The sequence below is a fragment of the Novosphingobium sp. PY1 genome (genome assembly GCF_017312445.1).
Classification (GTDB): domain Bacteria; phylum Pseudomonadota; class Alphaproteobacteria; order Sphingomonadales; family Sphingomonadaceae; genus Novosphingobium.
In genome coordinates this window covers 128,600-150,974 of the sequence record NZ_BLTI01000013.1, presented here as the reverse complement: position 1 = coordinate 150,974, position 22,375 = coordinate 128,600, and the positions used below count along the sequence as shown (strand labels likewise).

Genomic DNA, 22,375 nt, shown 5'->3' with positions numbered 1-22,375 from the left:
GGATGCGCTGATCTTGCCCTTGCTGCGAATTTCAAAGGGCTGGTTAGCGGGTCGGGGCGTGCATGACAATCGCCCAGCGGAAATGCTCGCATATCGAGGTAATCCGCCGCATGGCGGTTCCAATTGACGCAGATTTGACGGACAAGGGGGCGTCGATTATGCGCCGGTCGATTCCTTTCAGGAATTGTCGATGCGTCGACCAAATCGCTGCTGGCAGACGCGTCAATCAGGAGGAGAAAACATTGACCGCTTCCCTTAGCTACCCGCTCGCTCGCCAAGGCATCGAGACGGAGGCCGAGATCTTCGCAAACCTGGGCACGGCGCCGCTGGTTGAGCATGCAGTTGGTAACGGGGAGGGGATGCTTTCTGCAGACGGTCCTTTCGTCGTCGCAACCGGCAAGCACACCGGCCGTTCCGCCAAGGACAAGTTCATCGTCAAGGACGCCGAGACGGAGAACACCGTCTGGTGGGGCAAGACCAACGTCCCGATGACGCCTGCGCATTTCGCCGCCCTCAAGGAAGATTTCCTCAAGGCCGTTGCCGGGAAGGACAAGCTCTATGTGGCCGACCTGTTCGGCGGCTCACAGCCCGAGAATCGCGTCAATGTCCGCGTCATCAACGAGTTCGCCTGGCACAACCTGTTCATCCGCACCCTGCTGGTCCGTCCCACCGCAGAAGAGCTGAACGGTTTCGAGCCGGAATACACGATCATCGACCTGCCCAGCTTCCGCGCCGACCCAGAGCGTCACGGCAGCCGCAGTGAAACCGTGATCGCGGTCAACTTCACCGAGAAGCTGATCCTGATCGGCGGCACTGCCTATGCGGGCGAGATGAAGAAGTCGGTCTTCGGCATTCTCAACTACCTGCTGCCGACCAAGGGCGTCATGCCGATGCACTGTTCGGCCAACATCGGTCCCGATGGCGACACCGCCGTGTTCTTCGGCCTGTCGGGTACCGGCAAGACCACGCTTTCGGCCGATGCATCGCGTACCCTGATCGGTGACGACGAACATGGCTGGTCCGATACGGCCGTCTTCAACTTCGAAGGCGGTTGCTATGCCAAGATGATCCGCCTCTCGGCCGAAGCCGAGCCGGAAATCTTCGCAACGACCAAGCGTTTCGGCACCGTGCTTGAAAACGTCGTCATCGATCCGGAAACCCGCCAGATCGACCTCGACGACAACTCGCTGGCCGAGAACAGCCGCGGTTCCTACCCGATCGACTTTATCCCGAACTGTTCCGAGCACAACCTCGGCCCGGTTCCGAAGAACATCATCTTCCTGACCGCCGACGCCTATGGCGTGCTGCCGCCGATTGCGCGTCTCACGCCTGACCAGGCCATGTATCACTTCCTCTCGGGCTATACCGCGCGCGTTGCCGGTACCGAAATCGGCGTGACCGAACCGGAAGCGACCTTCTCGACCTGCTTCGGCGCGCCGTTCATGCCGCGCCATCCCACCGTCTACGGCAACCTCCTCAAGGAGCGCATCGCCAAGGGCGGGGTGAAGTGCTGGCTGGTGAACACCGGCTGGTCGGGCGGCAAGGCCACCATGGAAGGCATCAAGCGCATGCCTATCAAGGCGACCCGCGCCCTGCTCAACGCCGCACTCGACGGCAGCCTCAACAATGCCGAGTTCAAGGAAGATCCCAACTTCGGCTTCGAGGTTCCGGTCGCTGTGCCCGGCGTCGACAGCAAGCTGCTCGATCCGCGCGGTGCCTGGGCCGATGCAGCCGAGTACGACAAGACCGCGCAGATCCTGGTCAAGCAGTTCATCGACAACTTCGAACAGTTCGAAGCCCACGTCGATGAAGGCGTCCGCAAGGCAGCACCCGTCGCTGCCTGACCGGCGCTTGACGGACTGACGTGACAGAGGCTCCGGGACTTCGGTTCCGGGGCCTTTCTCGTTGGAGGCAAGGCATTTTGTCGAAAGGTCCTTGTACCGTCACCGAGATGGGGCATCCTGCCCGGCTCAATAATCTGGAGATCGGCACATGGGACTTTTCGACGGTATTCTCGGCCAGGTGAGCGAGCACACCGACGTTGCCAACCTCGCAGGCCAGTTGGGCATCGACCCGGCAATGGCCGAGAAGGCGATCGCCGCCCTTGGCATGGCGCATCAGGAACCGGGTGACACGGCGCGGTTGGCCGCCGACAAGACCGGCCTCGATCTCGAAACGATCATGAAGATCATCACCGCGATTGGCGGCGAGGGATCGCTCAGCCAGTTTGCGGGTGAAGTGGCCAAGGACCCGTCGAAGTTTTCCGCCATCTTCGACAGGGACGGTGACGGTAGCGCCATCGACGACCTGACCGACATGGCCAAGGGCTTTTTCGGCAAGAAGTAGAGGCAAAAGCGGGACCCCGAGCGGGGATGACGGTTTGGCGTGGGGCGGCCATTGACTGCCCGACCGTGCCAACATTCTCTTCGTCCCCGCGCAGGCCGGGATCCCGCTCCCATCCGCAGGCGCGCAGCTCCCCCCGAGGGACAAAGCGCGCGTCTGGAAGTCGAACTCAGGCCGGTTTCGCCTTCGCCATGTAATGGTCGATATTGTCCGCGAGCACGTCGAGCGGGACATTGCCGCCATCGACGACGGCCTGGTCGAAATCGCGCAGATCATAGGCATCCCCCAGCGCGGCGACGGCGCGTTCGCGCTGCCGGTTGATCTCGCTGTGGCCCATCTTGTACCCGCATGCCTGACCCGGCCATGAGCAGTAGCGGTCGACTTCATTGACCACTTCCTCGCGCTTGTTGCCGTTCTTCTCCATGAAGAATTGCACGGCCTGCTCTCGCGTCCAGCCCTTGGTGTGCAATCCCGTATCCACGACCATGCGGCACGCGCGAAAGGCGATGGACTGCAGGTAGCCGAGGCGGCCGACCGGATCGTCGTCATAGGCGCCCAGTTCGTCGGCCAGTTGCTCGCCATAGAGCGCCCAGCCTTCCGAATAGGCATTGAACGCGAGGATCGAGCGGATCAACGGCAGGCGGTTGGCGTATTCGCCCTGCCAGACATGGCCCGGGATCGCTTCGTGGTGGACGAGCGTGGGCAGGTCGTATTTGCGGTGAAGATCGGTGGTGCGCAAGTTGATCCACATCTTGCCGGGGACCGACCCGTCGATCGAACCCGCGCCGCCGTATGCGGTCGGCGCGCCCGGTTCCTCGGCGAGCGGCAGGCGGCGGACTTCGACATTGCCCGGAACGACCTCGCGAAAGGCGCGCGGCATTTGTGCACGGATCCAGTCGATCCGCTTGCGGATGAAGGCAAGGATCTCGGCGCGGCCGGGGTCGCCGTCGGGGAACATGAAGCGCTTGTCCTTGCCCAGCGCCGCCATGCGCGCGCCGACCGAACCATCGCCGTATCCGAGGGACTTGAGGATCGGGTCCATGCGCGCATGCAACGCAGCCAGTTCCTCAAGCCCGCGTTCATGCACTTCGGCGGGCGGTACGTGCGTGGTGGTGCTGGCGCGCAGTGCCCATGCATAGAACGCTTCGCCGCCCGGTCGCTCGCGCATGCCGGGGTCGCCCTTGGCCATGGTGCGCTGTCGCTTGAGTTCGGCCAGCTGGCGTTCGAGTGCGGGAAGGGTTTGCTTCGCGACGATTTCCCTTGCGCGCGCTTCCCAGTTGCCCGGGATCGAGGTGGCGCGGTTGACCAGCGAATGCACCAGGCCGCCGCCGTTGTCGCGCGCGTCGGCGATCGTGCCGGTCATCTGCGCGATGGCGCGATCGAGCAGGAAATCGGGCGGGACCAGTCCTTGCGCCGCCGCGCTCTTCATCCGGTCGAGTTCGCCGTCGAGTTGCTCGTCCATCTGGCCCAGCCGCGCAACGTAGGCTTCCGCATCGGTCTGGGTCCTGATCGTGTGGTCGGCATCGAGGAAGCGCGGCGTGTCGAGATAGGCGCCCACGTTCTGGATCACGACATATGGCGTATTGCGCCAACCGCCGACGGCGACGTCACCATAGGGCAGCGCGAGGCCGTCGAGTGCGGTTCCGTAGGCGCTTCTGACGACGGCAAGGCTGGTCTGGGTGGAGGGATCCAGATCGGCGGTGTCGACTTCTTTGACGCGGGCTAGGTCTTCGCGAAGGGTCTGGGCGAGCCTGGCCTTGCCCGCCGGGGAGCGGTCTTCAAGGCGATAGCGCAGCGCAGCATGTTCGCCTTCATCGACGCCCAGGCTGGTTGCGGCTTCCGGCGCATGTTCGAGGAGGCGCCAGGCAATCTTGTCGAGCAGTGCCGGGGCCTGCGCAGTTCCGGGCTGGCTTGCGGATTTTGCAGCGGCAGGGGGAGGCGGCGTCGAGGCTATCGAGCGGGCACAGCCGGGAAGGGCCAGCGTGGCCGTCCCTGCGGCGAGCAAGTGCAGCGCCGAGCGGCGCGACATCGGGTTGGAATCGTGGGGGTGGCTGAAAACAGGGGGGATGTTTGTCATGGCCGGGAAGTTGGCCGGGGTCATCTGACAAGTCAAACGCGCTCGCGCCGCTATGCCCTCTGCGCTAGAGGGCGTGGCATGGATATCGCGATTTCCCTTCTCGTGCTGACCGCCATCGCCCTCGTCCTGGGCGCCGTCGCCCTGTTTCGCCGCGGCGGCTATCGCAAGCAGGCGGTGCTGATGCTGGTCCTTGCCGTTGTCATGGCGGCCAATGTCGTCATCTGGACCTTGCCCAATTCGGAAGGCCAGTCGCTCGTCACGCAAGCGGACAAGCAAAAGGCGCCGGAGTGATCCGACGCCTTTGCAAATTCACCGCGATGACTGCTTACTTGATCGGGCAGTCCGGCGCGAGGCGCATGTCGAGGTAGTTGTCGACGGCACGCATCAGGTCGCCCATCTCGTTCTCGAAGAAGTGATTGGCGCGCGGAATCTCGTCGTGGTGGATGGTGATGTGCTTCTGTGTGCGCAGCTTGTCGACCAGCTTCTGCACCGCATTCGGGGTGACCACGGTGTCCGCGGTGCCCTGGATGATGATGCCCGAGGCCGGGCAAGGCGCGAGGAAGCTGAAGTCGTACATGTTTGCCGGCGGGGCGACCGAGATGAAGCCGCGAATCTCGGGACGGCGCATCAGCAGCTGCATACCGATCAGCGCGCCGAAGCTGGTGCCCGCGATCCAGGTGGTCGAGGCTTCGGGGTGGATCGACTGTACCCAGTCGAGCGCGGCGGCCGCGTCGGAAAGTTCGCCGATGCCATTGTCGAAGCTGCCCTGGCTGCGTCCCACGCCGCGGAAGTTGAAGCGCAGGGTCGCGAATCCGCGAGCCACGAAAGTCTTGTACAGGTGCTGCGTGATGCGGTCGTTCATCGTGCCGCCCGCCTGCGGGTGCGGGTGAAGGATCATCGCGACCGGCGCACGCGGGCGCGGCGCGGGCTGGAACCGGCCTTCGAGGCGACCTTCGGGACCGGGGAAGATGACTGCGGGCATATGCGTTCGGGACCTGACCTGTTGAAACTCCCGTCAACGGGCGGCGATCCTGATCGCCTGCCACCTGCGGGAGTGGAAAAGATGAGGTTCGCTATATAGAAACCTTTGCTCTGAAAACAACTTTGCAAGCGATGCCGACAAAACCTCTCTATCTTGACCATGCGGCGAGCACGCCGCTCCTGCCTGCCGCGCGCGATGCCTGGCTGGAAGGAGCGGCGATCTGGGCCAACCCTTCCAGCCCGCACAGGCAGGGGCGCGCTGCGCGTTCCGCGCTTGAGGACGCCCGCGCGAAAATCGCTGAAATGCTGGGGTGGACGGGGGAAGTCGTCTTCACATCGGGCGCCAGTGAGGCCATCGCCCTGGCAATCGTGCGCAGCAAGAAGCCGCTTTGCGCAGTCTCTCCCGTCGAGCACGAAGCGGTGCTGCGTCATGCCGGCGCCGCGCGCCGTCTGCCGGTTGACGCATCGGGCCGAGTCGATCTGGATTCGCTTGGCGGCGATGGTCTCGTCGCTATCCAGCAGGTGAACAGTGAAACCGGGGTCATCCAGCCGCTCGACGAGGTCGCTTCGAGGGTTCGTGAGAGCGGGGGCGTCCTTCTTGCCGACTGTGCGCAGGGGGCCGGAAAGTTGCCGCTCCCCGGAGCTGATCTGATTGCGCTCGCGGCGCACAAGTTCGGCGGGCCGATCGGGATTGGGGCGCTGCTGGTGCGCGACTGGGCGATGCTCGAGCCGGTCGGGGGGCAGGAGCGCGGCTATCGCGCCGGGACGGAGAACCTGCCGGGCGTGCTGGCGATGGTCGCGGCTTTGGAAGCCGGCAGCGACTGGGTCGGCGAAGCGCTTCGACTCCGTAACAGGCTGGAAGCGGGGATTGTCGACGCGGGAGGAGTGGCGATCGCGGCCGATGCGACGCGCAGCCCGACGATCGGGGGATATCGCATGCCCGGCAAATCATCGGCCGCTCAGCTCATCCGTTTCGACGCGATGGGAATAGCGGTCTCGGCCGGGAGCGCCTGTTCATCTGGCTCGCTGCGTACCAGCCATGTGCTATCCGCCATGGGGCTGGACGACAAGGCAGCCTCGGAAGTCATCCGCGTGAGCATCGGACGCGAAACATGTGAAGCGGACATCGACCGGTTCCTGGCGGCATGGCGTGAAATCGCCGGTAAGCGGGCTGCAGCATGATCTATCTCGACTATCAAGCGACGACGCCGCTCGCTCCCGAGGCCCGCGAGGCGATGCTGCCCTGGCTGGGCGGGCCGGGGAGCATCGGATTCGCCAATCCGCACAGCCCGCACCGTCCGGGCCGCGCCGCGGCTGCGGCTGTGGAAGTGGCGCGCGAGCAGGTGGCTGCGCTTCTCCCGGCCGGTGGGCGCGTGGTCTTCACCTCGGGCGCGACCGAGGCGCTCAACCTCGCGCTTGCCGGTATCGGACGCCGGCATCTCGCCGTGTCGGCCATCGAGCATGCCGCGGTGCTCGATACGGCCGGTGCACTCGATCCGGCCACGACGATCCTTCCTGTCGACCGCGAGGGAGTGATCGATCCCGCGGTGTCGCTCGGTGACGGAACCGGTCTTGTTGCTGTGATGCAGGTCAACAACGAGATCGGCACGATCCAGCCGGTCGAGCAGCTTGCCGAGGCCGCCCATGCCGCCGGGGCGTTGTTTCTGTGCGATGCTGTGCAAGGTGCGGGCAAGATCGCTCCGCCTGCCAACGCGGATCTCATCGCGATCTCCGCGCACAAGCTCTACGGCCCCAAGGGCATCGGCGCATTGTGGGTGCGCGACGGGCTGGAACTTGCCCCTTTGATCCATGGCGGCGGGCAGGAGCAGGGATTGCGATCCGGCACGCTCAGTCCGGCCCTGTGTGCCGGTTTCGGGGCGGCGGCGGCCCTGTCGATGGGCCGCATGGAGGAAGACGCGGCTCACGTAGCGCTCCTGTGGGAACGCGCGCGTGCGATCCTGGGCCGCTGGACGCTCAACGGTTCGACCGAAATGCGCTGGCTGGGTAACCTCAACCTGCGCCTGGCCGGACTCGACGTTACCCGACTAATGTCCGAGTTGCGCCAGGTCGCTTTTTCGGCAGGATCGGCCTGTGCCAGCGGCTCCGGGCGGACCAGTCACGTGCTGAAAGCGATAGGACTTGTCGACAAGGATGCCAAAGCCTCTATCCGTCTCGGATTCGGGAGATATACTGAGGTCAGGGAATTGGAGGATGCCTGCGCACAAATAGATGCCGCAGCGGCGGCGCAGGGAGTCTGAATTGCTGAGCGTTCAATTTGTAACAGCCGACGGAAACAAGCTTACGGTCCAGGCCGAAGCGGGGGCACGCCTTCTCGAGGTGGCGCAGGCAGCGGGGATGCCGCTCGAAGGAACCTGCGAGGGGCAGATGGCCTGCTCCACCTGCCACGTCATCGTGGCACCCGAGTGGTTCGAGAGACTGAAACCTGCCTCGAATGAGGAAGAGGACATGCTCGACCTTGCCGCCGGCGTGACGCGGACCAGCCGCCTGTCATGCCAGATCGAACTGACCGAGGCGCTCGACGGCATCGAGTTGCGCATTCCCGGCGTTTCGCACGACATGCAGATCGGCTGATCCGTGAAGAGGCAGGTGGCGTCAGGCTGCTTCGGCCATGGCGTTCACCGCTTCGATCACCGCATTCGCGAAGGCCGGAATATCGTCCGGCTTGCGACTGGTGATGAGATTGCCGTCGACTACCACTTCCTTGTCGACAACCGTTGCCCCGGCATTCGACAGGTCGGTGCGGATCGAGGGCCAGCTGGTGACGGTGCGGCCGGCCAGGCAGTCCGCTTCGGCCAGAAGCCAGGGGCCATGACAGATCGCCGCTACCGGCTTGCCGCCATCCACGAACGTACGCACAAGATCGACGACCGTGCGGTTCATGCGCAGATTGTCGGGGTTCATCTGGCCGCCGGGCAGGACGATTGCATCGAACTGGCTGGCGAGCACGTCTTCGATATCGATGTCGACATCCACGCTCTCGCCCCAGTCGGTGTGGTTCCAGCCTTTGATCTGTCCGGATTCCGGACTGGCGACAGTCGTCTCGATGCCGGCCGATTCCAGGGCTTCGCGCGGCTTGAAAAGTTCCGACTGTTCGAAACCGTTGGTCGCGACGATGAGGACCTTCTTGGTCATCGCTAAATCTCCTTGTGGGCTGGGGGGTCGAAGGGCCAACGGGTGAAGTGGGCGCGCAGTTCCCCGAAAGCCAACGGCTCGGCGCGTTCGCGGGGCAGTCCGGAGAACGGCTCCCCCGGTGTGCCCGGCCCATGCAGTTTCCGGCCTCGAGCGACGAACGGCCAGGCTCCGGGGCATCGGCAGCTTGAAGGTAATCTGCAGTCAGGTGGCAAGTTATGGAAAACGGGCAAATGCGGCTTTGGACCGCGCTCCGGCACTGCTAGTGCTGGCAAACCATGGTGACTATGACAGAAGACGAATCCGATCCCTTCGACGCCATCGTCGATGCGCCTTTCGACGCCGCTCTGTCCGAGCGTTATCTCGTCTACGCCCTGTCCACGATTACAGCGCGTTCGCTGCCGGATCTCAGGGACGGTCTCAAGCCGGTCCATCGCCGCCTGCTCTGGGCGATGCGCCAGCTCAAGCTCGATCCGGCGAGTGCCTACAAGAAGTCGGCCCGCGTCGTCGGCGATGTCATCGGTAAATACCATCCCCATGGCGATGCCTCGGTCTATGACGCCATGGTCCGCCTCGCGCAGGACTTTTCGCTGCGCTACCCACTGGTCGAGGGGCAGGGTAACTTCGGCAATATCGACGGCGATAATGCGGCGGCCTATCGCTACACTGAGGCACGCCTGACGCGCACTGCGATCCAGCTCATGTCGGGGCTGGACGAAGGCACGGTCGATTTCGTTCCCACCTATAACGGTGAAGAGAGCGAGCCGGAGATCTTCCCCGGCCTGTTCCCGAACCTGCTGGCCAACGGTGCCACCGGTATCGCGGTGGGCATGGCGACTTCGATTCCGAGCCACAATGTGGCCGAGATCATCGATGCCACCTTGCTCCTGATCGATAACCCCCATGCCGAACACGACCAGCTCATGGAAGTGTTCCATGGCCCGGATTTCGCCACCGGCGGCCTTGTGGTCGATAGTCCCGCAGCGATTTCCCATGCCTATGAAACCGGCAAGGGTGCCTTCCGGATGCGCGGTCGCTTCTCGACCGGCAAGGACGAGGACGGCAACTGGGAAGAGACGGGAATAGAGAAGCTGGGCAGCGGGCAGTGGCAGCTCGTCATCAGCGAAATTCCCTATATGCTCGCCAAGGGCAAGCTGATCGAGCAGGTCGCGCAGCTCATCGCCGACAAGAAACTGCCGATCCTCGAGGATATCCGCGACGAGAGCGACGAGCAGATCCGCATCGTCTTCGTGCCCAAGAGCCGCAACGTCGATCCCGAGCTGCTGAAGGAGAGCCTCTACAGGCTCACCGACCTCGAATCGAAGTTCAGTCTCAATCTCAACGTGCTGGATTCACACCGGACTCCGGGTGTCATGGGGCTCAAACTGCTGTTGCAGGAGTGGGTCTACAGCCAGATCGACATCCTGCTGCGGCGCACCCGCCACCGCCTCGACAAGATCGCCTCGCGGCTTGAGCTCGTCGAGGGATACATCATCGCCTATCTCAACCTCGACCGGATCATCGAGATCATCCGGACCGAGGACGAGCCCAAGCCGGTGATGATGGCCGAGTTCAACCTCACCGACCGGCAGGCCGAGGCGATCCTCAACATGCGCCTGCGCTCCTTGCGCAAGCTTGAGGAAATGGAGCTGCGGCAGGAACGCGATGACCTGCTCAAGGAGCAGGAAGACCTGCAGAAGCTGCTCGACAGTCCGGCGCGCCAGCGCACCCGGCTCAAGCGGGACCTGACGACGCTGCGCAAGGACTACGCCGAGACCACGGTGCTCGGTCGCCGTCGCACCACCATCGCGCAGGCGAGGCCCACGGTCGAATTCTCGATGGACGCGATGATCGAGAAGGAGCCGGTGACCGTGATCCTTTCGCAGCGCGGCTGGATCCGTGCAGCGAAAGGCCATGTCGCGCTGGATGGCGACTTCAAGTTCAAGGAAGGCGACGGCCCCGCTTTCGCCTTTCATGCGCAGACGACCGACAAGATCCTCATCGGGGTCGACAACGGCCGCTTCTATACGCTCGGAGCGGACAAGCTGCCCGGCGCACGCGGCTTCGGTGAACCGATCCGCACGATGGTGGACATCGATGCCGATGCCCACATCATCGCCGCCTTCACGCATCGCCCCAAGGCGCAGCTGCTGCTGGCCTCGACCATCGGTCGCGGATTTGCGGCAGAATCCGACGAGATCCTGGCCGAGACCCGCAAGGGACGTGCGGTGATGACGACCAAGCCGGGAGTGAAGCTGGCGGTCGTGCGCGAGATCCCGCCTGAGCACGACCACGTCGCGGTCGTCGGTGAGAACCGCAAGCTGGTGATCTTCAGCCTCGAGGAACTGCCGGTCCTCGCCAAGGGGCAGGGCGTGACGCTGCAGCGCTATCGCGACGGCGGCATGTCCGACGTGACGACGCTCAAGCTCGAGGACGGCCTGTCCTGGACGATGGGCGGCGATACGGGGCGTACGCGGACCGAGAAGGAAATGGTGATGTGGAAGGTTGCGCGCGGCGCGGCGGGACGTCTGCCGCCCAACGGCTTCCCGCGCGACAACAAGTTCCAGTAAACCGACAGCGCCACCGACGCTGTCGGGGACTGGCTGCGGTCAGGATCCCGAGGCCGGTTGCGGATGGTTCGGGACGAGGATCAGTGTCCGGCCCTCGACCCGCCAGCTGGCAAGGCGCGAGAGGAAATTCATTCCGATCACGTTGGCATCGCCCAGGCCCGGGGCGACCACGGTATCGAGATCGCGGGCGACGATGTTGCCGAAACGGAATTCGCGGATCGTGCCGACTTCGGCGCGAACCACGCCGTTGGCCGTACGCATCGCGATGGACTGGCGAATCAGTTTGGGGTCCACGCCGGAAAGCCCGGCAGTCTGCGGTGAGATCGCGGTGATCGTCGCGCCGGTATCGACGAGGAAGTCCCGCGGCACGCCGTTCACTTCGGCGGTCACCCAGAAGTGCCCGTCGTCGCTGATCGGCACGCGCGTCTCGTTCCCTTCCACGGACTGGCGCGGCATTCCGAACTGGGGCAGGGCGAAGTCGGTATCGGTGGTGAAGCGGGTGACCTGCGCGATGGTCAGGAGCAGGGCGGCCACCAGGCCAAGATGGCTGACACCGCGCAGCAGGCCTCCAAGCTTCGGGGCGGACCGACGCAGCATGCCGCCCACGACCCCGATGAAGATCGCAAGCATGGCCAGCGCCAATAGTGGCTGGCTGGCAAGGTAGCCTGTCAGGTCCGAAATGTAGGCGGACAGTTCCATTTGCGGATCATACCACTTCCCGGCTTGCCTGGCGCTGACTGAGATGGCGGGCCAGACTTGGGAATTGCGTCAGGCGGCGCGGTCGGCGAGTTCCGCGTCGAGCAGGGCATCGACCCGGGCCCTGTCGGGGAAACCCTCGGCGATCCAGCGGTCCTCCACACTGCGCAGGATGCGCGCGACCTCGGGACCGGCGCCGACACCTCTGGCAACGATCTCACCGCCCTTGAGCGGGAACTGCGGGATCTCCCAGCCATCGAGCGATGACGCATCGGCACCGGCGATCAGAAGACGGTCGAGCGCTGCATCGATGCCGAGGCGATAGGCGAGGGCGCGCGGCGTGCCCGGTTCTTCCGTCCGTGCAGCTGCGGTGGCCAGGCGCTTTTTCTGCGCGCCGGAGAGACGAAAGCGCGAGGCCACCTGTTCGGCCAGTGCCACTTGCGCAGGCAGGAGCGCTGCCAGTCTTCGCAGGGGATCGGGTGCGATGGCCTGGCACATCTCTGCCGCGACAAGCGCTTCGAGGGCTTTGGGATCGGCCTCGGGCAGGATGACGGCAAGGACGCCCAGTTCGGCCATGCGGTGCAAGGTTGGGGACGGGTCGGACAGACCGAGCAGGTTCATCGTTTCCATCCCGATCCGTTCGCGCGACAGGCCCTTGAGCGTGGCTGCGAGTTCGGCGCAGGCATCTTCCGCTTCCCGGTCAGCAGGTTGCGATCCGAACCTGGCCTGGAACCGGAAGTAGCGCAGGATGCGCAGATGATCCTCGCGGATGCGCTGGCGTGCATCGCCGATGAAGCGGACGGTGCGCTGTCTCAGGTCGTGAAGGCCCTCGAAGAAGTCGAAGATCTCGCCGCTTTGGGGATCGGCGTAGAGGGCGTTGATCGTGAAGTCGCGCCGCGCCGCATCGTCACGCCATTCGCTGGCGAAAGCCACGGTGGCGCGGCGTCCGTCGGTGCTGACGTCATGGCGCAGGGTCGTGATCTCGACCGGGCCGCCTGTCAGGACTGCCGTCACGGTGCCGTGCTCGATGCCGGTCGGCACGTTGCGAATGCCTGCGGCATCGAGCCGGGCGATGACGTCTTCAGGCCGAAGTGTCGTTGCCATGTCGATGTCCTTCACCGGCAGGCCCAGCAATTCGTCGCGCACTGCGCCGCCGACGAAGCGGGCGTTGTCGCGGCCAAGCACCTCGACCAGTTCCACGATATCGGCACGCCGCATCCATTCGGCGGCGAGGCGGTCAGTCATTCCAGTTCAGCCTGCAAGAGAGATTGTGAAGGATCGCACCGGTGACGCCCCAGATGCGATGGTCCTGGCCACGCTCGGACCAGATGATTTCGACGAATTGGTGCGCGCGGTTCTCGAATTCGACCGTTCGCGTCTGCTGGTTGGCCGGATCTAGCACGAAGTCGACAGGGGCCTCGAACCATTGCGCCACTTCGGCGGGGTTGGGCCTGATATCCATGTCCGGCGGCACGACGGCGACCACCGGCGTGATCTCATAGCCGCTGCCGGTGCGGTACAGATCGCTGGCACCGACCACGCGCACTCTTGCCGGATCGATGCCCAGTTCCTCGTTGGCTTCGCGCAGCGCGGCCTCGATGGCCGTTTCGCCCTGATCGATGCGTCCGCCGGGAAAGGCGATCTGGCCGGGGTGCGCCCGCATCGTCGAGGGGCGATGCAGCAGGAGAATACCCGGCCGCTCGCGCTCGGTGATCGCGATCAGTACAGCGGCAGGCTTGAACTTTTCGATATGGACGATGCGCGGGTCGTTCCACAGCCGCGACGGCGTGCCGACGTGGCCACGCTCGAACCGGCGCGAGACCTGCTCGAACAGCGCGCTCATGCCGGGATCAACGAGAAGGTCGCGCCGCCGCTGGTCACCGCTAGCTCGTCTTGCTCCAGCGCGATCTCCACCAGCTGCGCATAAGTGCTGCGATTGAGCCGGGCCTCGGTGCCATTGCGCACGCCCAGGTAGAGCGCAGGCGTATCGGGATCGCCGTGGCTGCGGATGGGATGATCGGGGCCGGCGATGACAAGATCGTCGGTGTTCAGCCGAAAGGCGATGTCGCTTCCTTCGCGCTTGAGGTCGACGGCGATGAAGGCCGCGTCCTCGACCTCGATGCTCAGCTTCTGGCTCGGCGTGACGAGCCAGTGCTGCCCGTCCTCGTTGCGCGTCAGCAGCGAGGCGAAGGCGCGCACCATGGCCGGGCGGCGGATCGCGCTGCCTTCATGATACCAGCGCCCGTCGGACGCGATGCGCATGTGGCTGTCTTCGATGTGCGACGGCTCCCATTGCGAGACGGGCGGCAGCTTGCGGGCTGCCACAAGCTCGGCAACTTCGGCCAGCGAGAGGCCGGAAAGTTCGGGAGGCGGTTCGTATGGCATCGTCGTGCGATGCCAGATAGGGCTTTTCGCGCCAAGGTCCAGTCGGCGCAGATCCGGGGATCGATCAGCGCAGCCAGGGGCCGAGCATGCCGCGCGCCGGAAGAACCGCCGGGTTCTCGCAGCGCACCAGCAGTCGGCGTGGGTCGAACGGGCCGGGCAGGTCCCAGCCGGCGGTGCCTTCGTTCGAGAAGCCCCAGAAGCGGCCATAGTATTCCGGATCGCCGACCATGACCTGCGGCAGCGGCGCGCGGCCGTCGATGCATGCCATGCTCGCCGACATCAGCGCCTTGCCGTAGCCCATGTTCTGAAGCTCGGGCAGCACTGCCACCGGGCCGACCATGATCATCGGATGCGCTCGGCCGTCGGGGTCGGTCAGCGCGACCGGCCAGCACTGGATCGAGCCGACCAGCATCTCGCTGGAATCGAGCGCGGCGAAGCTCAGCGCCGGGAGCCAGTCCACGCCGTCACGCACCTTGTAGGCGGTGCGTTTGTGTCGCTCGGGTTCGAACGCGCGGTCGAGCAGGGCCTCGACGAGGGCGGGTTCGACATTGTCGAGCGGGATGATGGTGGCACTATCGGACATGGCGCGCGCCGATAGGAGCGACGCGGCCATTTGTCGATTCAATTCACTTCGTGACCGGGCTCAGTTTCAGCAATTTGCCGGAATCGCGCTGTCTGCCGTCCTCCAGCAGCCAGATCGTGCCGTCCGGGGCCTGCTCGATTTCGCGAATGCGCTTGTCGAAGGAATAGCGCGCTTCCTCGAATCCCCTGTCGCCATCGATCCGCACCCGCACGATGCCGGGGTCGACCATGGCAGCGATCAGGGCCTGGCCCCGCCAGGCCGGGAAGGCCTCGCCGGTGTAGAAGATGAAGTCGCCCGGCGCGATCACCGGGTTCCAGCTGATTGCGGGCGCAGCCAGGTCGGGCCGCGTATCGTGGCGCGGGATCGGCCTGCCGTCATAGTGGTCGCCGTTGGAGACGAGGGGCCAGCCGTAATTGCCTCCCGGCTCGACGAGGTTCAGCTCATCCCCGCCGGCCGGACCGTGTTCAAGGTCCCAAAGCCGCCCTTGGGAATCGTAGGCAAGGCCGAGCACGTTGCGGTGCCCGTAGGACCAGATCTGGTTGGTCGGCGCGCCCTTGTCCGCCCATGGATTGCCGGGGGCAGGGGAGCCGTCGGGCAGGAGCCGCACGATGGAGCCGAGGTTGTTGGTCAGGTCCTGCGCGGGAGTGAATTTCTGACGTTCGCCGGAACTGACGAAAAGGAACTGCCCATCGGGCGAGAAGGCGAGCCGGTGGGAGAAATGGCCGCGGCCGGCGACCTTGAGGCTCTGGCGCCAGATCACCTTGAGGCCATCCAGCGTGCAGGCGGTTTCTTCCGGGCAGGAAAGCGTGGCCCTGCCGACAGCCGCGCCGCGCGTGTCGCCTTTTCCCGCTTCGGCCCAGCTGAAGTAGATTTCCCGTCCGTCCAGCGTGGGGCCGCTCTGTCCCGGTGCAAAGATCACGTCGCCCAGGCCACCCTGTCCGCCGTAGTCGACTTTTGGCAGGCCGGTGACCCGGCCCATCCGGCCATCGGCCAGGCGCAGGCGCATGGTCCCGGCTTTTTCGGTGACCAGCAGCGCGCCTGTGGGTTCGTCGAAGTCCATCGCCCACGGTTCCTCGAACTGCCCCATTTCCTCGATCGTGAAAGGGCGCTCGCCTTGTGCATTATCCCCGGTTGCGGCCGCGCCGCAGCTTGCGAGGGACAAGGGGAGAAGGGATAGCGTGGCAAGCACGTTTCGAATGAGCATGGACACCTGCGTGAGTAAGTTGGTCTCGGGAACAGTCCGCAGCGGCGGTATCGTCATCGGTGTCGACGAAGCCGGTCGCGGTCCACTTGCCGGTCCGGTTGTGGCCGGAGCCGTCCTGCTATGCAAGCCGCGCCCGTCAGGGCTCGACGATTCCAAGAAGCTCTCGAAAGCCAGAAGGTTGCAACTCGAGGAAGTAATCAAACGGCGGTGCCAGTGGGCTGTCGGCGTGGTCGATGTCGAGGAGATCGACCGGCTCAATATCTTCGGCGCGACGATGCTGGCGATGACGCGCGCGGTGGCCGCGCTGTGCGACAATATCGGCACAGAGCCGGACGAAGTGCTGGTCGACGGCAACATGACGCCGCATGGCCGGCGCGAGGAATGGCGCTGGAAGGCGCGGGCGATCGTCGGAGGCGATGCGCTGGAGCCATGCATTTCCGCCGCCTCGATCATTGCCAAGGAACACCGCGACGCGATCATGCGGGGACTTGCGGCGGTCCACCCCCAATACGGGTGGGAGCGCAATGCCGGATATGGCACAGCCGAACATCTCGAAGCCTTGCGTCGACACGGCCCGACCGCTCACCACCGTCGCAGCTTTGCGCCGGTAGCCCAGCTGGAAATGCGGCTCTAGCGCCGCCTCACGCGGACGGGCGTCCAAAGGCCTTGGTTTGCATCGCGCTGGCGTAGCCGCGTGCAGCCGCTTCGGCTTCTTCGGGCGTCATCTCCGCTTTGCGCACCAGCCCGCTTTCTTCCATGTCCTTGCTGGTGTTGACCAGAGGATAGGGCTCGTCCGGCACGGGGACCTCGAGGAATTCGCAGAGGCCTTCCCAGCCTTCGCCAAGTCGATGGACCAGCAGGCGTTCGGGCGGAAGCGCCGCGATCACTTCGGCCTCCCATCCGCGGAAGTATTCGACCATGAAATCGTGGTCGTCGATCCGATCGCCGAAGGGTTCGAAGATCGCAGGTTTCAGGGCCTTGTCGAATGGTGGCTCGCTAAACTTCGCCTGATTGCCGGGAGAGAGGATCGTGCGGGAGACCGATCGGAACCAGTCGTCCGCATCGCGGGTCGAGAGGATGACCTTGGCCTGCGGATAGTAGGTGGCCAGTTCGCGCCAGTAGCTGCAGGTCGGGTAATCCACCGTCGAGGCAAATCCGTCGAAGATGGTGTCCCAGTCCGGATTGCCCGCCGTGACGTTCATCCACAGCGGGATTTGGTGACGTGCATCGGACATGATCTCGATCATGTGGAAGCAAGGGCCGAAGCCCAGATGTTCCAACGCGAGCTTGAGTGACAGCGTGCCGGTGCGGCCCAGTCCCGCGCCAATGACTTTCAGTGCCATGTCGGTCGCCTTCCCGTGGTTCGACAGGGAGCGAACATACTGCTGGGATGGGCGGGTAACAATTTTTTATCCACGAATCCGGCGAGTCGCAGCCACCATATCTAGAGTCGCGGGGCGCCCGGCAGACTCAATATGCGGTGTCGGATTCGTTTTGTTCTCCTGTTCCGATTCCTGAATCGGCAGGATTCTCCACGAGTCGCGACTTGACGGCGAGTCCGGAAAGACTCAGTTTACGGCCTTTCCACAGCTGATTTGCGGCTGAATTGCACAAGGGACTTCGGAACGGCCATGGGGCAGGTACTCGTCAAGGAAAGAATTCGTGCGCGCGCGCCTGCGCCGACGCCGAAGGAACTGCTGCCGCTGGGTCAGATCATTCCCGGTGACTGCATCGAGGCGATGCGTACCATTCCCGATGCTTCGGTGGACATGGTCTTCGCCGATCCGCCGTACAACCTGCAGCTGGGAGGCGATCTTTCGCGACCGGATGGCAGCCACGTCGATGCCGTGACCGACGACTGGGACAAGTTCTCCAGCTTCGCCGCCTATGACAAGTTTACGCGAGACTGGCTCACCGAAGCGCGCCGCGTGCTCAAGCCGGAAGGCTCGCTGTGGGTGATCGGTTCGTACCACAACATCTTCCGCCTCGGCGCGATCATGCAGGACATGGGCTTCTGGATCCTCAACGACATCGTGTGGCGCAAGGCCAACCCGATGCCGAACTTCAAGGGGACCCGCTTCACCAACGCGCACGAGACGCTGATCTGGGCCTCGATGGGCGAGAAGTCGAAGTACACCTTCAATTACCGCGCGATGAAGACCCTCAACGACGAACTGCAGATGCGTTCGGACTGGGTGCTGCCGATCTGTGGCGGACAGGAGCGGCTCAAGAAAGGTGGCCGCAAGGTTCACCCGACGCAGAAGCCCGAAGCGCTGCTCTACCGCGTGATGCTGGCCACGACCAACAAGGGCGACGTCGTGCTCGACCCGTTCTTCGGTACCGGCACCACCGGCGCTGTCGCCAAGCGCCTGGGCCGCGACTGGATCGGTTGCGAGCGGGAATCCGACTATCGCGATGCGGCCATGGAACGCATCGAGATGGCGCTGGAACTCGACGAGTCGGCGCTCAAGACGATGCAGTCCAAGCGCAGTGCACCCAAGGTTGCCTTCGGAACGCTGGTCGAAACCGGCTGGATTGCGCCGGGCACGCAGATCTTCGACAAGAAGCGCCGTTTCACCGCCACCGTGCGCGCCGACGGCTCGCTCGTCGCGGGCGATGCCAACGGTTCGATCCATGGCGTGGGTGCCCAGCTTCAGGGCGCGCCCTCGTGCAATGGCTGGACGTTCTGGCATCTCGAGCATGAGGGCGAGATCAAGCCGCTGGATTCGATCCGCCAGCTCTACCTGCTTGCCACCGAGCCGTGATCCGCACTTTCGTCTGACGATATCGCCGTGCTGAAACGTGTTCAGCATGGCTCCGCAAGTGGCTAAGGGGGCGGCATGACCAAGCAACTCTACATCCGCCCCATTGCTCTTGCCGACAACCCGCAGAGCGAGGAAGGCGAGGCCGTCCGGCTGGGCGGCTCGATGGTCTGGGCCAGTCGCTTTGCGGTCATCGTGCGTGAGAGCGGCAAGCTCCTCTCGCGCACCCGCGCTTCGGTTGCCGAGATGCCCGGCGTCATGGCGCAGCTCCCCGCCGAGCTGGGCGCGCAAGCCGAGACGCAGTGGGCGAACCTGCGCAAGGTGCATGCGCCGCTGCAGTGCGGCCAGCGCACGATCCGGCTCGATCAACCGCAGGTCATGGGCATTCTCAACGTCACACCGGACAGTTTCTCGGACGGCGGCGAGTTCATGGACAAGCCCGAGATCGCCCTGGACCACGCCTCGGCTATGCTCGAGGCCGGGGCGGCGATCATCGACGTGGGCGGTGAGTCCACCAGGCCCGGCGCTGCCGCAGTCTGGGAAGGCGACGAGATCAAGCGCGTGGTCCCGATGGTCGAGCGACTGTCGGCAATGGGCGCGGCGATCAGCGTCGACACCCGCCGACCCGCGGTGTGGGACGCCAGCCATGAAGCCGGCGCGCATATCTTCAACGACGTTTCGGCGCTGCGCTACGATCCGCGCAGCCTTGATCTTGCCGCCAGTTCCGGCGCGCCGGTGGTGCTCATGCACGCTCCCGGCAACGGCGAAGATCTCCACGCGAACGGCGATTATGCCGATGTCGTTCTCGACGTCTTCGACTGGCTTGGCGATGCCCGCGACAGGGCGGTTGCCGCAGGGATCGCAGCGGAGAAGATCCTGCTCGATCCGGGTATCGGCTTCGGCAAGACCCTGGCCGAGAACCTTGCGCTGATGAATGCCCTGCCGCTGTACCACGGGCTTGGCCAACCGCTGTTGCTGGGTGCGAGCCGCAAGCGCATGATCGGCGCGCTGTCGAACGAAGCGCCGGCGCATGAGCGGCTTGGCGGTTCATTGACCCTTGCGCTCAAGGCACTGGACGCCGGAGTGCAGGTCCTTCGCGTGCACGATGTGCGCGAGACGGTTCAGGCGGCGCGCGTCTGGCGGGGCCTGCGCGATGCAGCGCTGACGGATTTCTCGCAGCTCGCTTGAGCCGCTCCAGCGGCGAGGCACCAGACCTGGCCTAAAGACTGTACCCGCCATCGCTTACCAGCACGGCCCCGGTAATCGTCGCTGCCGCATCCGACAGGAGAAACGCAATCTGTTCGGCGATTTCCTCGCTCCGCGCGAAGCGGCCGAGCGGGGTGGCCACTTCGCCCATCGCGGCAATCGCCGCTGCGCGGCTGCCATGCTGCTTCACGAAGTCGTCGAACATTGGCACTTGGTCCCAGATGGGCGTATCGACCCCGCCGGGCGCAATGGCGTTGACGCGGATCGCCCTGGCGGCGCCTTCCCTGGCTGCAACTTTGGCGAGCTGGATGACGCCGGCCTTGCTCGCGCCATAGGCGGCGGTTCCCGGCTCGGCCTTGATGCCGCTTACCGAGGCGGTGAGGACAATGCTTCCACCAGCGGCCCGCATTGCCCGCATGGCGCAGCGCAGCGAAAGGAACATGCCATCCAGATTGGTCGAGAGGACACTGCGCCAGTCCGCGAGGTCGAGATCGACGATAGGGGCGCTGTCGGCTCGTCCGGCATTGAGGATGGCGCAGTCGAGCCGGTCGATGCCTGCCGCCACCTCGCTCCACAAAGCAGGATCGGCGACATCGCCGTGATGCCGGAGTGTCTCGCAATCGGCGCAAAGCGCAGCGAGGGCCTGCTCGTCCTTGTCGACGAGAATCAGGCGGGAGACGCCTTGCGCGCAAAGGTGGTGGGCGCACGCAGCGCCGATGCCGGATGCCGCGCCGGTAATGAGCGCGGTCTTGCCTTCGAAACGGGGCATGGAATTTCCTTCAGATGACATGGTCCGCACGGCACGAATGCCGCGTCGCAGGGGAACAGTCCGCCGGGGCGGTGTCACTGGACCAAGTCAGGAAACTCCTTGAATGCGTGGACCGGTAATATGGCCCGCTCAGGCGGCGTTGTCGATCCCGAGTTCGCTGAGCTTGCGATAGAGCGTGGACCTGCCGATGCCGAGCCGTCTGGCGACTTCGGTCATGCGTCCACGATAGTGCCCGATGGCGAGGCGGATCACGTCGGCCTCGATGTCTTCCAGCGGTCGCAGGTTGCCGTCGGGGGTGTAGAGCATGACCCCGGAGCTTTCCTGCATCGGGTTCCCGGCCACTGTGGATGGACCTGTGCCCAGTATGTTGAGAAGCTGTGGGAAATCTTCCGATGTCAATGCGTCGCCGTCACAGAAAACCGCCGCGCGGAACAGCACGGCCTGAAGCTGGCGGACGTTGCCCGGCCAGTCGTAGGCGGCCAGAAGCGACAGGGCGCCATCGGTGATGCCCAGTTCGCGCAGGCCCGGCTGTTCGCCGATGCGGGCGAGAAAGAAGCGGGTGAGTGCAGGAATGTCGCCGGTCCGCTCGCGCAGCGGCGGTAATTCGACCTTTGTCGGCGAGAGGATTTCGAGCAGTTCGGGCAGGAAGTGGCCCTGGCTGACGAGGTCCTGAAGCGGCAGGTTACTGGCAGCGATGATCCGCACATCGATGCGGAACGAGTGCTGCGCGCCGATCGGGCGAACGTCGTGGCGGCGCAGCGATTCCAACAGGCGTTCCTGCACCGAGAGCGGCAGGCGGTCGACTTCGTCAATCGCCAGCGTGGCCCCGTCGCAATGCTGCAGTGCGCCTACCTGACGGTCGAACGCGCCGGGAAAGGCACCTTTCTCATGGCCGAACAGGGCCGATTCCACCGAGTTTCCGGCGAGGCCCGCGATATTGACGATGCGCAGCGGCATTTTTGCGCGCGGGCTGGCTGCGTGCATGGCGCGGATAAGCAGTTCCTTGCCGGATCCGCTTTCGCCCTCGATCAGGACATGACCGTGTCCGCGTGCGGCCTTGGCGGCGACAGCCAGCGCCTTGCGGAAGTTGGGCGAAGCGCCGATCATCGATTCGAAATCGGGACTGGACGGCATCTTCTCGGTCAGCGGCGCCAGTTCGTCGCGCGGTGTTTCGCGGGTCGTGGCCGAGCGCAGCGCATGCATGAGCCGGTCGGGCGCGACCGGCTTGACGAGATAATCCGTGGCGCCTGCGCGCATGGCTTCCACCGCGAGGAGCGGGGAAGTGCTGGCGGTCAGCATCAGGATCGGCAGGGCCGGACGGCGCGATTTGAGCTCTGAAATGAGTGAGCAGGCATCGTCGCCCGGAACCCACTGGTCCAGGATGATGGCCGAAAGCTGCATGCCCTGGCGCGTGCCCAGCGTGGCGATAGCGGTTTCCGCATCGCGAGCGATGATCGTGCGCCAGCCTTCGCGTCCGGCGAGGGCCGAGATCAACCGGCTTTGCGCCGGTTCATCGTCGATAAGCATGAGTAGGCGCTGTTCGAGATCCGCCATTTGCCTGCCTTGTACCAAGCCCTTGCTGTGTGTTGCGAAAGTCTTAGGGCAATCAGGTAAAGACGGTATTAAGCGTGTAATGTCTCATTGCGGGC

Annotated in this window: 22 protein-coding genes; 10 read left to right on the top strand and 12 right to left on the bottom strand. The window is 64.7% G+C overall.

Going from position 1 to position 22,375, the window contains the following annotated elements; translation table 11 throughout:
* The first annotated feature begins 242 nt into the window (after positions 1-242).
* Both J3474_RS18735 and J3474_RS18730 read left to right on the top strand, forming a co-directional pair.
* Entirely contained in the window at positions 243-1,844 is a 1,602-nt protein-coding gene (locus J3474_RS18735; protein WP_207095198.1) for a phosphoenolpyruvate carboxykinase, read from the top strand.
* Positions 1,845-1,992: 148 nt separating this feature from the next.
* Positions 1,993-2,346: a hypothetical protein gene (locus J3474_RS18730; RefSeq protein ID WP_207095197.1), complete on the top strand. Its 354-nt coding sequence runs from the start codon at positions 1,993-1,995 to the stop codon at positions 2,344-2,346.
* 166 nt (positions 2,347-2,512) lie between these two features.
* Here the strand turns inward: J3474_RS18730 and J3474_RS18725 are convergent, their stop codons facing one another.
* A complete protein-coding gene (locus J3474_RS18725) occupies positions 2,513-4,372 on the bottom strand; it encodes a DUF885 family protein (RefSeq protein ID WP_207095300.1) in 1,860 nt (619 codons plus the stop codon).
* Positions 4,373-4,498: 126 nt separating this feature from the next.
* Here J3474_RS18725 and J3474_RS18720 point away from each other — a divergent pair, with 126 nt between their 5' ends.
* Positions 4,499-4,711 (top strand): hypothetical protein, encoded by a 213-nt coding sequence (locus J3474_RS18720; RefSeq protein WP_007015006.1) that lies wholly within the window; start codon positions 4,499-4,501, stop codon positions 4,709-4,711.
* 34 nt (positions 4,712-4,745) lie between these two features.
* Here J3474_RS18720 and J3474_RS18715 read toward each other — a convergent pair whose 3' ends face one another.
* Positions 4,746-5,402 carry an alpha/beta hydrolase gene (locus J3474_RS18715; RefSeq protein ID WP_007015008.1) on the bottom strand — a complete coding sequence of 219 codons (657 nt, stop codon included), beginning with the start codon at positions 5,400-5,402 and terminating at the stop codon, positions 4,746-4,748.
* 131 nt (positions 5,403-5,533) lie between these two features.
* On the opposite strand from J3474_RS18715, the gene J3474_RS18710 reads away from it, so the two are divergent.
* Genes J3474_RS18710 through J3474_RS18700 form a run of 3 tightly spaced genes read left to right on the top strand, consistent with a single transcriptional unit; the run spans position 5,534 to position 7,993 of the window.
* Positions 5,534-6,583: a cysteine desulfurase family protein gene (locus tag J3474_RS18710; RefSeq protein ID WP_207095196.1), complete on the top strand. Its 1,050-nt coding sequence runs from the start codon at positions 5,534-5,536 to the stop codon at positions 6,581-6,583.
* Positions 6,580-7,659: a cysteine desulfurase family protein gene (locus J3474_RS18705; protein ID WP_207095195.1), complete on the top strand. Its 1,080-nt coding sequence runs from the start codon at positions 6,580-6,582 to the stop codon at positions 7,657-7,659. Before J3474_RS18710 ends, J3474_RS18705 begins: the two co-directional genes overlap by 4 nt.
* Position 7,660: 1 nt before the next feature.
* Complete coding sequence (locus J3474_RS18700) at positions 7,661-7,993, top strand: 2Fe-2S iron-sulfur cluster-binding protein (RefSeq protein WP_242528483.1); 333 nt, start codon at positions 7,661-7,663, stop codon at positions 7,991-7,993.
* Positions 7,994-8,014: 21 nt separating this feature from the next.
* Here the strand turns inward: J3474_RS18700 and J3474_RS18695 are convergent, their stop codons facing one another.
* Positions 8,015-8,554, bottom strand: a complete 540-nt coding sequence (locus J3474_RS18695; protein WP_013833838.1) for a type 1 glutamine amidotransferase domain-containing protein — start codon at positions 8,552-8,554, stop codon at positions 8,015-8,017.
* Positions 8,555-8,829: 275 nt separating this feature from the next.
* Here J3474_RS18695 and parC point away from each other — a divergent pair, with 275 nt between their 5' ends.
* On the top strand, positions 8,830-11,121 hold the full coding sequence (gene parC, locus J3474_RS18690) for a DNA topoisomerase IV subunit A (protein ID WP_207095193.1): 2,292 nt from the start codon (positions 8,830-8,832) through the stop codon (positions 11,119-11,121).
* A 39-nt stretch (positions 11,122-11,160) separates the two neighbouring features.
* Here the strand turns inward: parC and J3474_RS18685 are convergent, their stop codons facing one another.
* The 6 genes from J3474_RS18685 to J3474_RS18660 form a co-directional block, all read right to left on the bottom strand.
* A complete protein-coding gene (locus tag J3474_RS18685) occupies positions 11,161-11,820 on the bottom strand; it encodes a TIGR02281 family clan AA aspartic protease (protein ID WP_207095192.1) in 660 nt (219 codons plus the stop codon).
* Between the two features lie 69 nt (positions 11,821-11,889).
* The gene (locus J3474_RS18680; RefSeq protein WP_079729638.1) at positions 11,890-13,062 is read right to left on the bottom strand and encodes a CCA tRNA nucleotidyltransferase; all 1,173 of its coding nucleotides are present in this window, start codon (positions 13,060-13,062) and stop codon (positions 11,890-11,892) included.
* Positions 13,055-13,660, bottom strand: a complete 606-nt coding sequence (locus tag J3474_RS18675) for a CoA pyrophosphatase (RefSeq protein WP_207095191.1) — start codon at positions 13,658-13,660, stop codon at positions 13,055-13,057. Before J3474_RS18675 ends, J3474_RS18680 begins: the two co-directional genes overlap by 8 nt.
* Positions 13,657-14,202, bottom strand: coding sequence for a DUF1285 domain-containing protein (locus tag J3474_RS18670; RefSeq protein WP_207095190.1), 546 nt, complete (start codon positions 14,200-14,202; stop codon positions 13,657-13,659). Before J3474_RS18670 ends, J3474_RS18675 begins: the two co-directional genes overlap by 4 nt.
* 64 nt (positions 14,203-14,266) lie before the next feature.
* The gene (locus J3474_RS18665; protein WP_013833832.1) at positions 14,267-14,785 is read right to left on the bottom strand and encodes a GNAT family N-acetyltransferase; all 519 of its coding nucleotides are present in this window, start codon (positions 14,783-14,785) and stop codon (positions 14,267-14,269) included.
* A gap of 43 nt (positions 14,786-14,828) precedes the next feature.
* Positions 14,829-15,989: a PQQ-dependent sugar dehydrogenase gene (locus J3474_RS18660; protein ID WP_207095189.1), complete on the bottom strand. Its 1,161-nt coding sequence runs from the start codon at positions 15,987-15,989 to the stop codon at positions 14,829-14,831.
* Here J3474_RS18660 and J3474_RS18655 point away from each other — a divergent pair.
* Positions 15,988-16,623, top strand: a complete 636-nt coding sequence (locus J3474_RS18655; RefSeq protein WP_013833830.1) for a ribonuclease HII — start codon at positions 15,988-15,990, stop codon at positions 16,621-16,623. The two genes, J3474_RS18660 and J3474_RS18655, sit on opposite strands and share 2 nt — an antisense overlap.
* Positions 16,624-16,630: 7 nt before the next feature.
* Here the strand turns inward: J3474_RS18655 and J3474_RS18650 are convergent, their stop codons facing one another.
* Positions 16,631-17,332 (bottom strand): sulfotransferase family protein, encoded by a 702-nt coding sequence (locus J3474_RS18650; RefSeq protein ID WP_207095188.1) that lies wholly within the window; start codon positions 17,330-17,332, stop codon positions 16,631-16,633.
* Between the two features lie 288 nt (positions 17,333-17,620).
* On the opposite strand from J3474_RS18650, the gene J3474_RS18645 reads away from it, so the two are divergent.
* Complete coding sequence (locus J3474_RS18645; protein ID WP_007015022.1) at positions 17,621-18,754, top strand: site-specific DNA-methyltransferase; 1,134 nt, start codon at positions 17,621-17,623, stop codon at positions 18,752-18,754.
* Between the two features lie 75 nt (positions 18,755-18,829).
* Positions 18,830-19,939 (top strand): dihydropteroate synthase, encoded by a 1,110-nt coding sequence (folP, locus tag J3474_RS18640; RefSeq protein ID WP_007015023.1) that lies wholly within the window; start codon positions 18,830-18,832, stop codon positions 19,937-19,939.
* A gap of 31 nt (positions 19,940-19,970) precedes the next feature.
* On the opposite strand, the gene J3474_RS18635 is transcribed toward folP, so the two are convergent.
* Both J3474_RS18635 and J3474_RS18630 read right to left on the bottom strand, forming a co-directional pair.
* Complete coding sequence (locus tag J3474_RS18635; protein WP_242528482.1) at positions 19,971-20,726, bottom strand: SDR family NAD(P)-dependent oxidoreductase; 756 nt, start codon at positions 20,724-20,726, stop codon at positions 19,971-19,973.
* Between the two features lie 129 nt (positions 20,727-20,855).
* The gene (locus J3474_RS18630; RefSeq protein ID WP_207095186.1) at positions 20,856-22,280 is read right to left on the bottom strand and encodes a sigma-54 dependent transcriptional regulator; all 1,425 of its coding nucleotides are present in this window, start codon (positions 22,278-22,280) and stop codon (positions 20,856-20,858) included.
* Positions 22,281-22,375: the final 95 nt, after the last annotated feature.

Excerpts from the sequence above, each read along its gene's own strand:
- J3474_RS18730 (WP_207095197.1), top strand. The coding sequence starts at position 1,993 with ATGGGACTTTTCGACGGTATTCTCGGCCAGGTGAGCGAGCACACCGAC.
- J3474_RS18725 (WP_207095300.1), bottom strand. The coding sequence starts at position 4,372 with ATGTCGCGCCGCTCGGCGCTGCACTTGCTCGCCGCAGGGACGGCCACG.
- J3474_RS18720 (WP_007015006.1), top strand. The coding sequence starts at position 4,499 with ATGGATATCGCGATTTCCCTTCTCGTGCTGACCGCCATCGCCCTCGTC.
- J3474_RS18715 (WP_007015008.1), bottom strand. The coding sequence starts at position 5,402 with ATGCCCGCAGTCATCTTCCCCGGTCCCGAAGGTCGCCTCGAAGGCCGG.
- J3474_RS18710 (WP_207095196.1), top strand. The coding sequence starts at position 5,534 with ATGCCGACAAAACCTCTCTATCTTGACCATGCGGCGAGCACGCCGCTC.
- J3474_RS18705 (WP_207095195.1), top strand. The coding sequence starts at position 6,580 with ATGATCTATCTCGACTATCAAGCGACGACGCCGCTCGCTCCCGAGGCC.
- J3474_RS18695 (WP_013833838.1), bottom strand. The coding sequence starts at position 8,554 with ATGACCAAGAAGGTCCTCATCGTCGCGACCAACGGTTTCGAACAGTCG.
- parC (WP_207095193.1), top strand. The coding sequence starts at position 8,830 with ATGGTGACTATGACAGAAGACGAATCCGATCCCTTCGACGCCATCGTC.
- J3474_RS18685 (WP_207095192.1), bottom strand. The coding sequence starts at position 11,820 with ATGGAACTGTCCGCCTACATTTCGGACCTGACAGGCTACCTTGCCAGC.
- J3474_RS18680 (WP_079729638.1), bottom strand. The coding sequence starts at position 13,062 with ATGACTGACCGCCTCGCCGCCGAATGGATGCGGCGTGCCGATATCGTG.
- J3474_RS18675 (WP_207095191.1), bottom strand. The coding sequence starts at position 13,660 with ATGAGCGCGCTGTTCGAGCAGGTCTCGCGCCGGTTCGAGCGTGGCCAC.
- J3474_RS18670 (WP_207095190.1), bottom strand. The coding sequence starts at position 14,202 with ATGCCATACGAACCGCCTCCCGAACTTTCCGGCCTCTCGCTGGCCGAA.
- J3474_RS18665 (WP_013833832.1), bottom strand. The coding sequence starts at position 14,785 with ATGTCCGATAGTGCCACCATCATCCCGCTCGACAATGTCGAACCCGCC.
- J3474_RS18655 (WP_013833830.1), top strand. The coding sequence starts at position 15,988 with ATGGACACCTGCGTGAGTAAGTTGGTCTCGGGAACAGTCCGCAGCGGC.
- J3474_RS18660 (WP_207095189.1), bottom strand. The coding sequence starts at position 15,989 with ATGCTCATTCGAAACGTGCTTGCCACGCTATCCCTTCTCCCCTTGTCC.
- J3474_RS18650 (WP_207095188.1), bottom strand. The coding sequence starts at position 17,332 with ATGGCACTGAAAGTCATTGGCGCGGGACTGGGCCGCACCGGCACGCTG.
- J3474_RS18645 (WP_007015022.1), top strand. The coding sequence starts at position 17,621 with ATGGGGCAGGTACTCGTCAAGGAAAGAATTCGTGCGCGCGCGCCTGCG.
- folP (WP_007015023.1), top strand. The coding sequence starts at position 18,830 with ATGACCAAGCAACTCTACATCCGCCCCATTGCTCTTGCCGACAACCCG.
- J3474_RS18635 (WP_242528482.1), bottom strand. The coding sequence starts at position 20,726 with ATGCCCCGTTTCGAAGGCAAGACCGCGCTCATTACCGGCGCGGCATCC.
- J3474_RS18630 (WP_207095186.1), bottom strand. The coding sequence starts at position 22,280 with ATGGCGGATCTCGAACAGCGCCTACTCATGCTTATCGACGATGAACCG.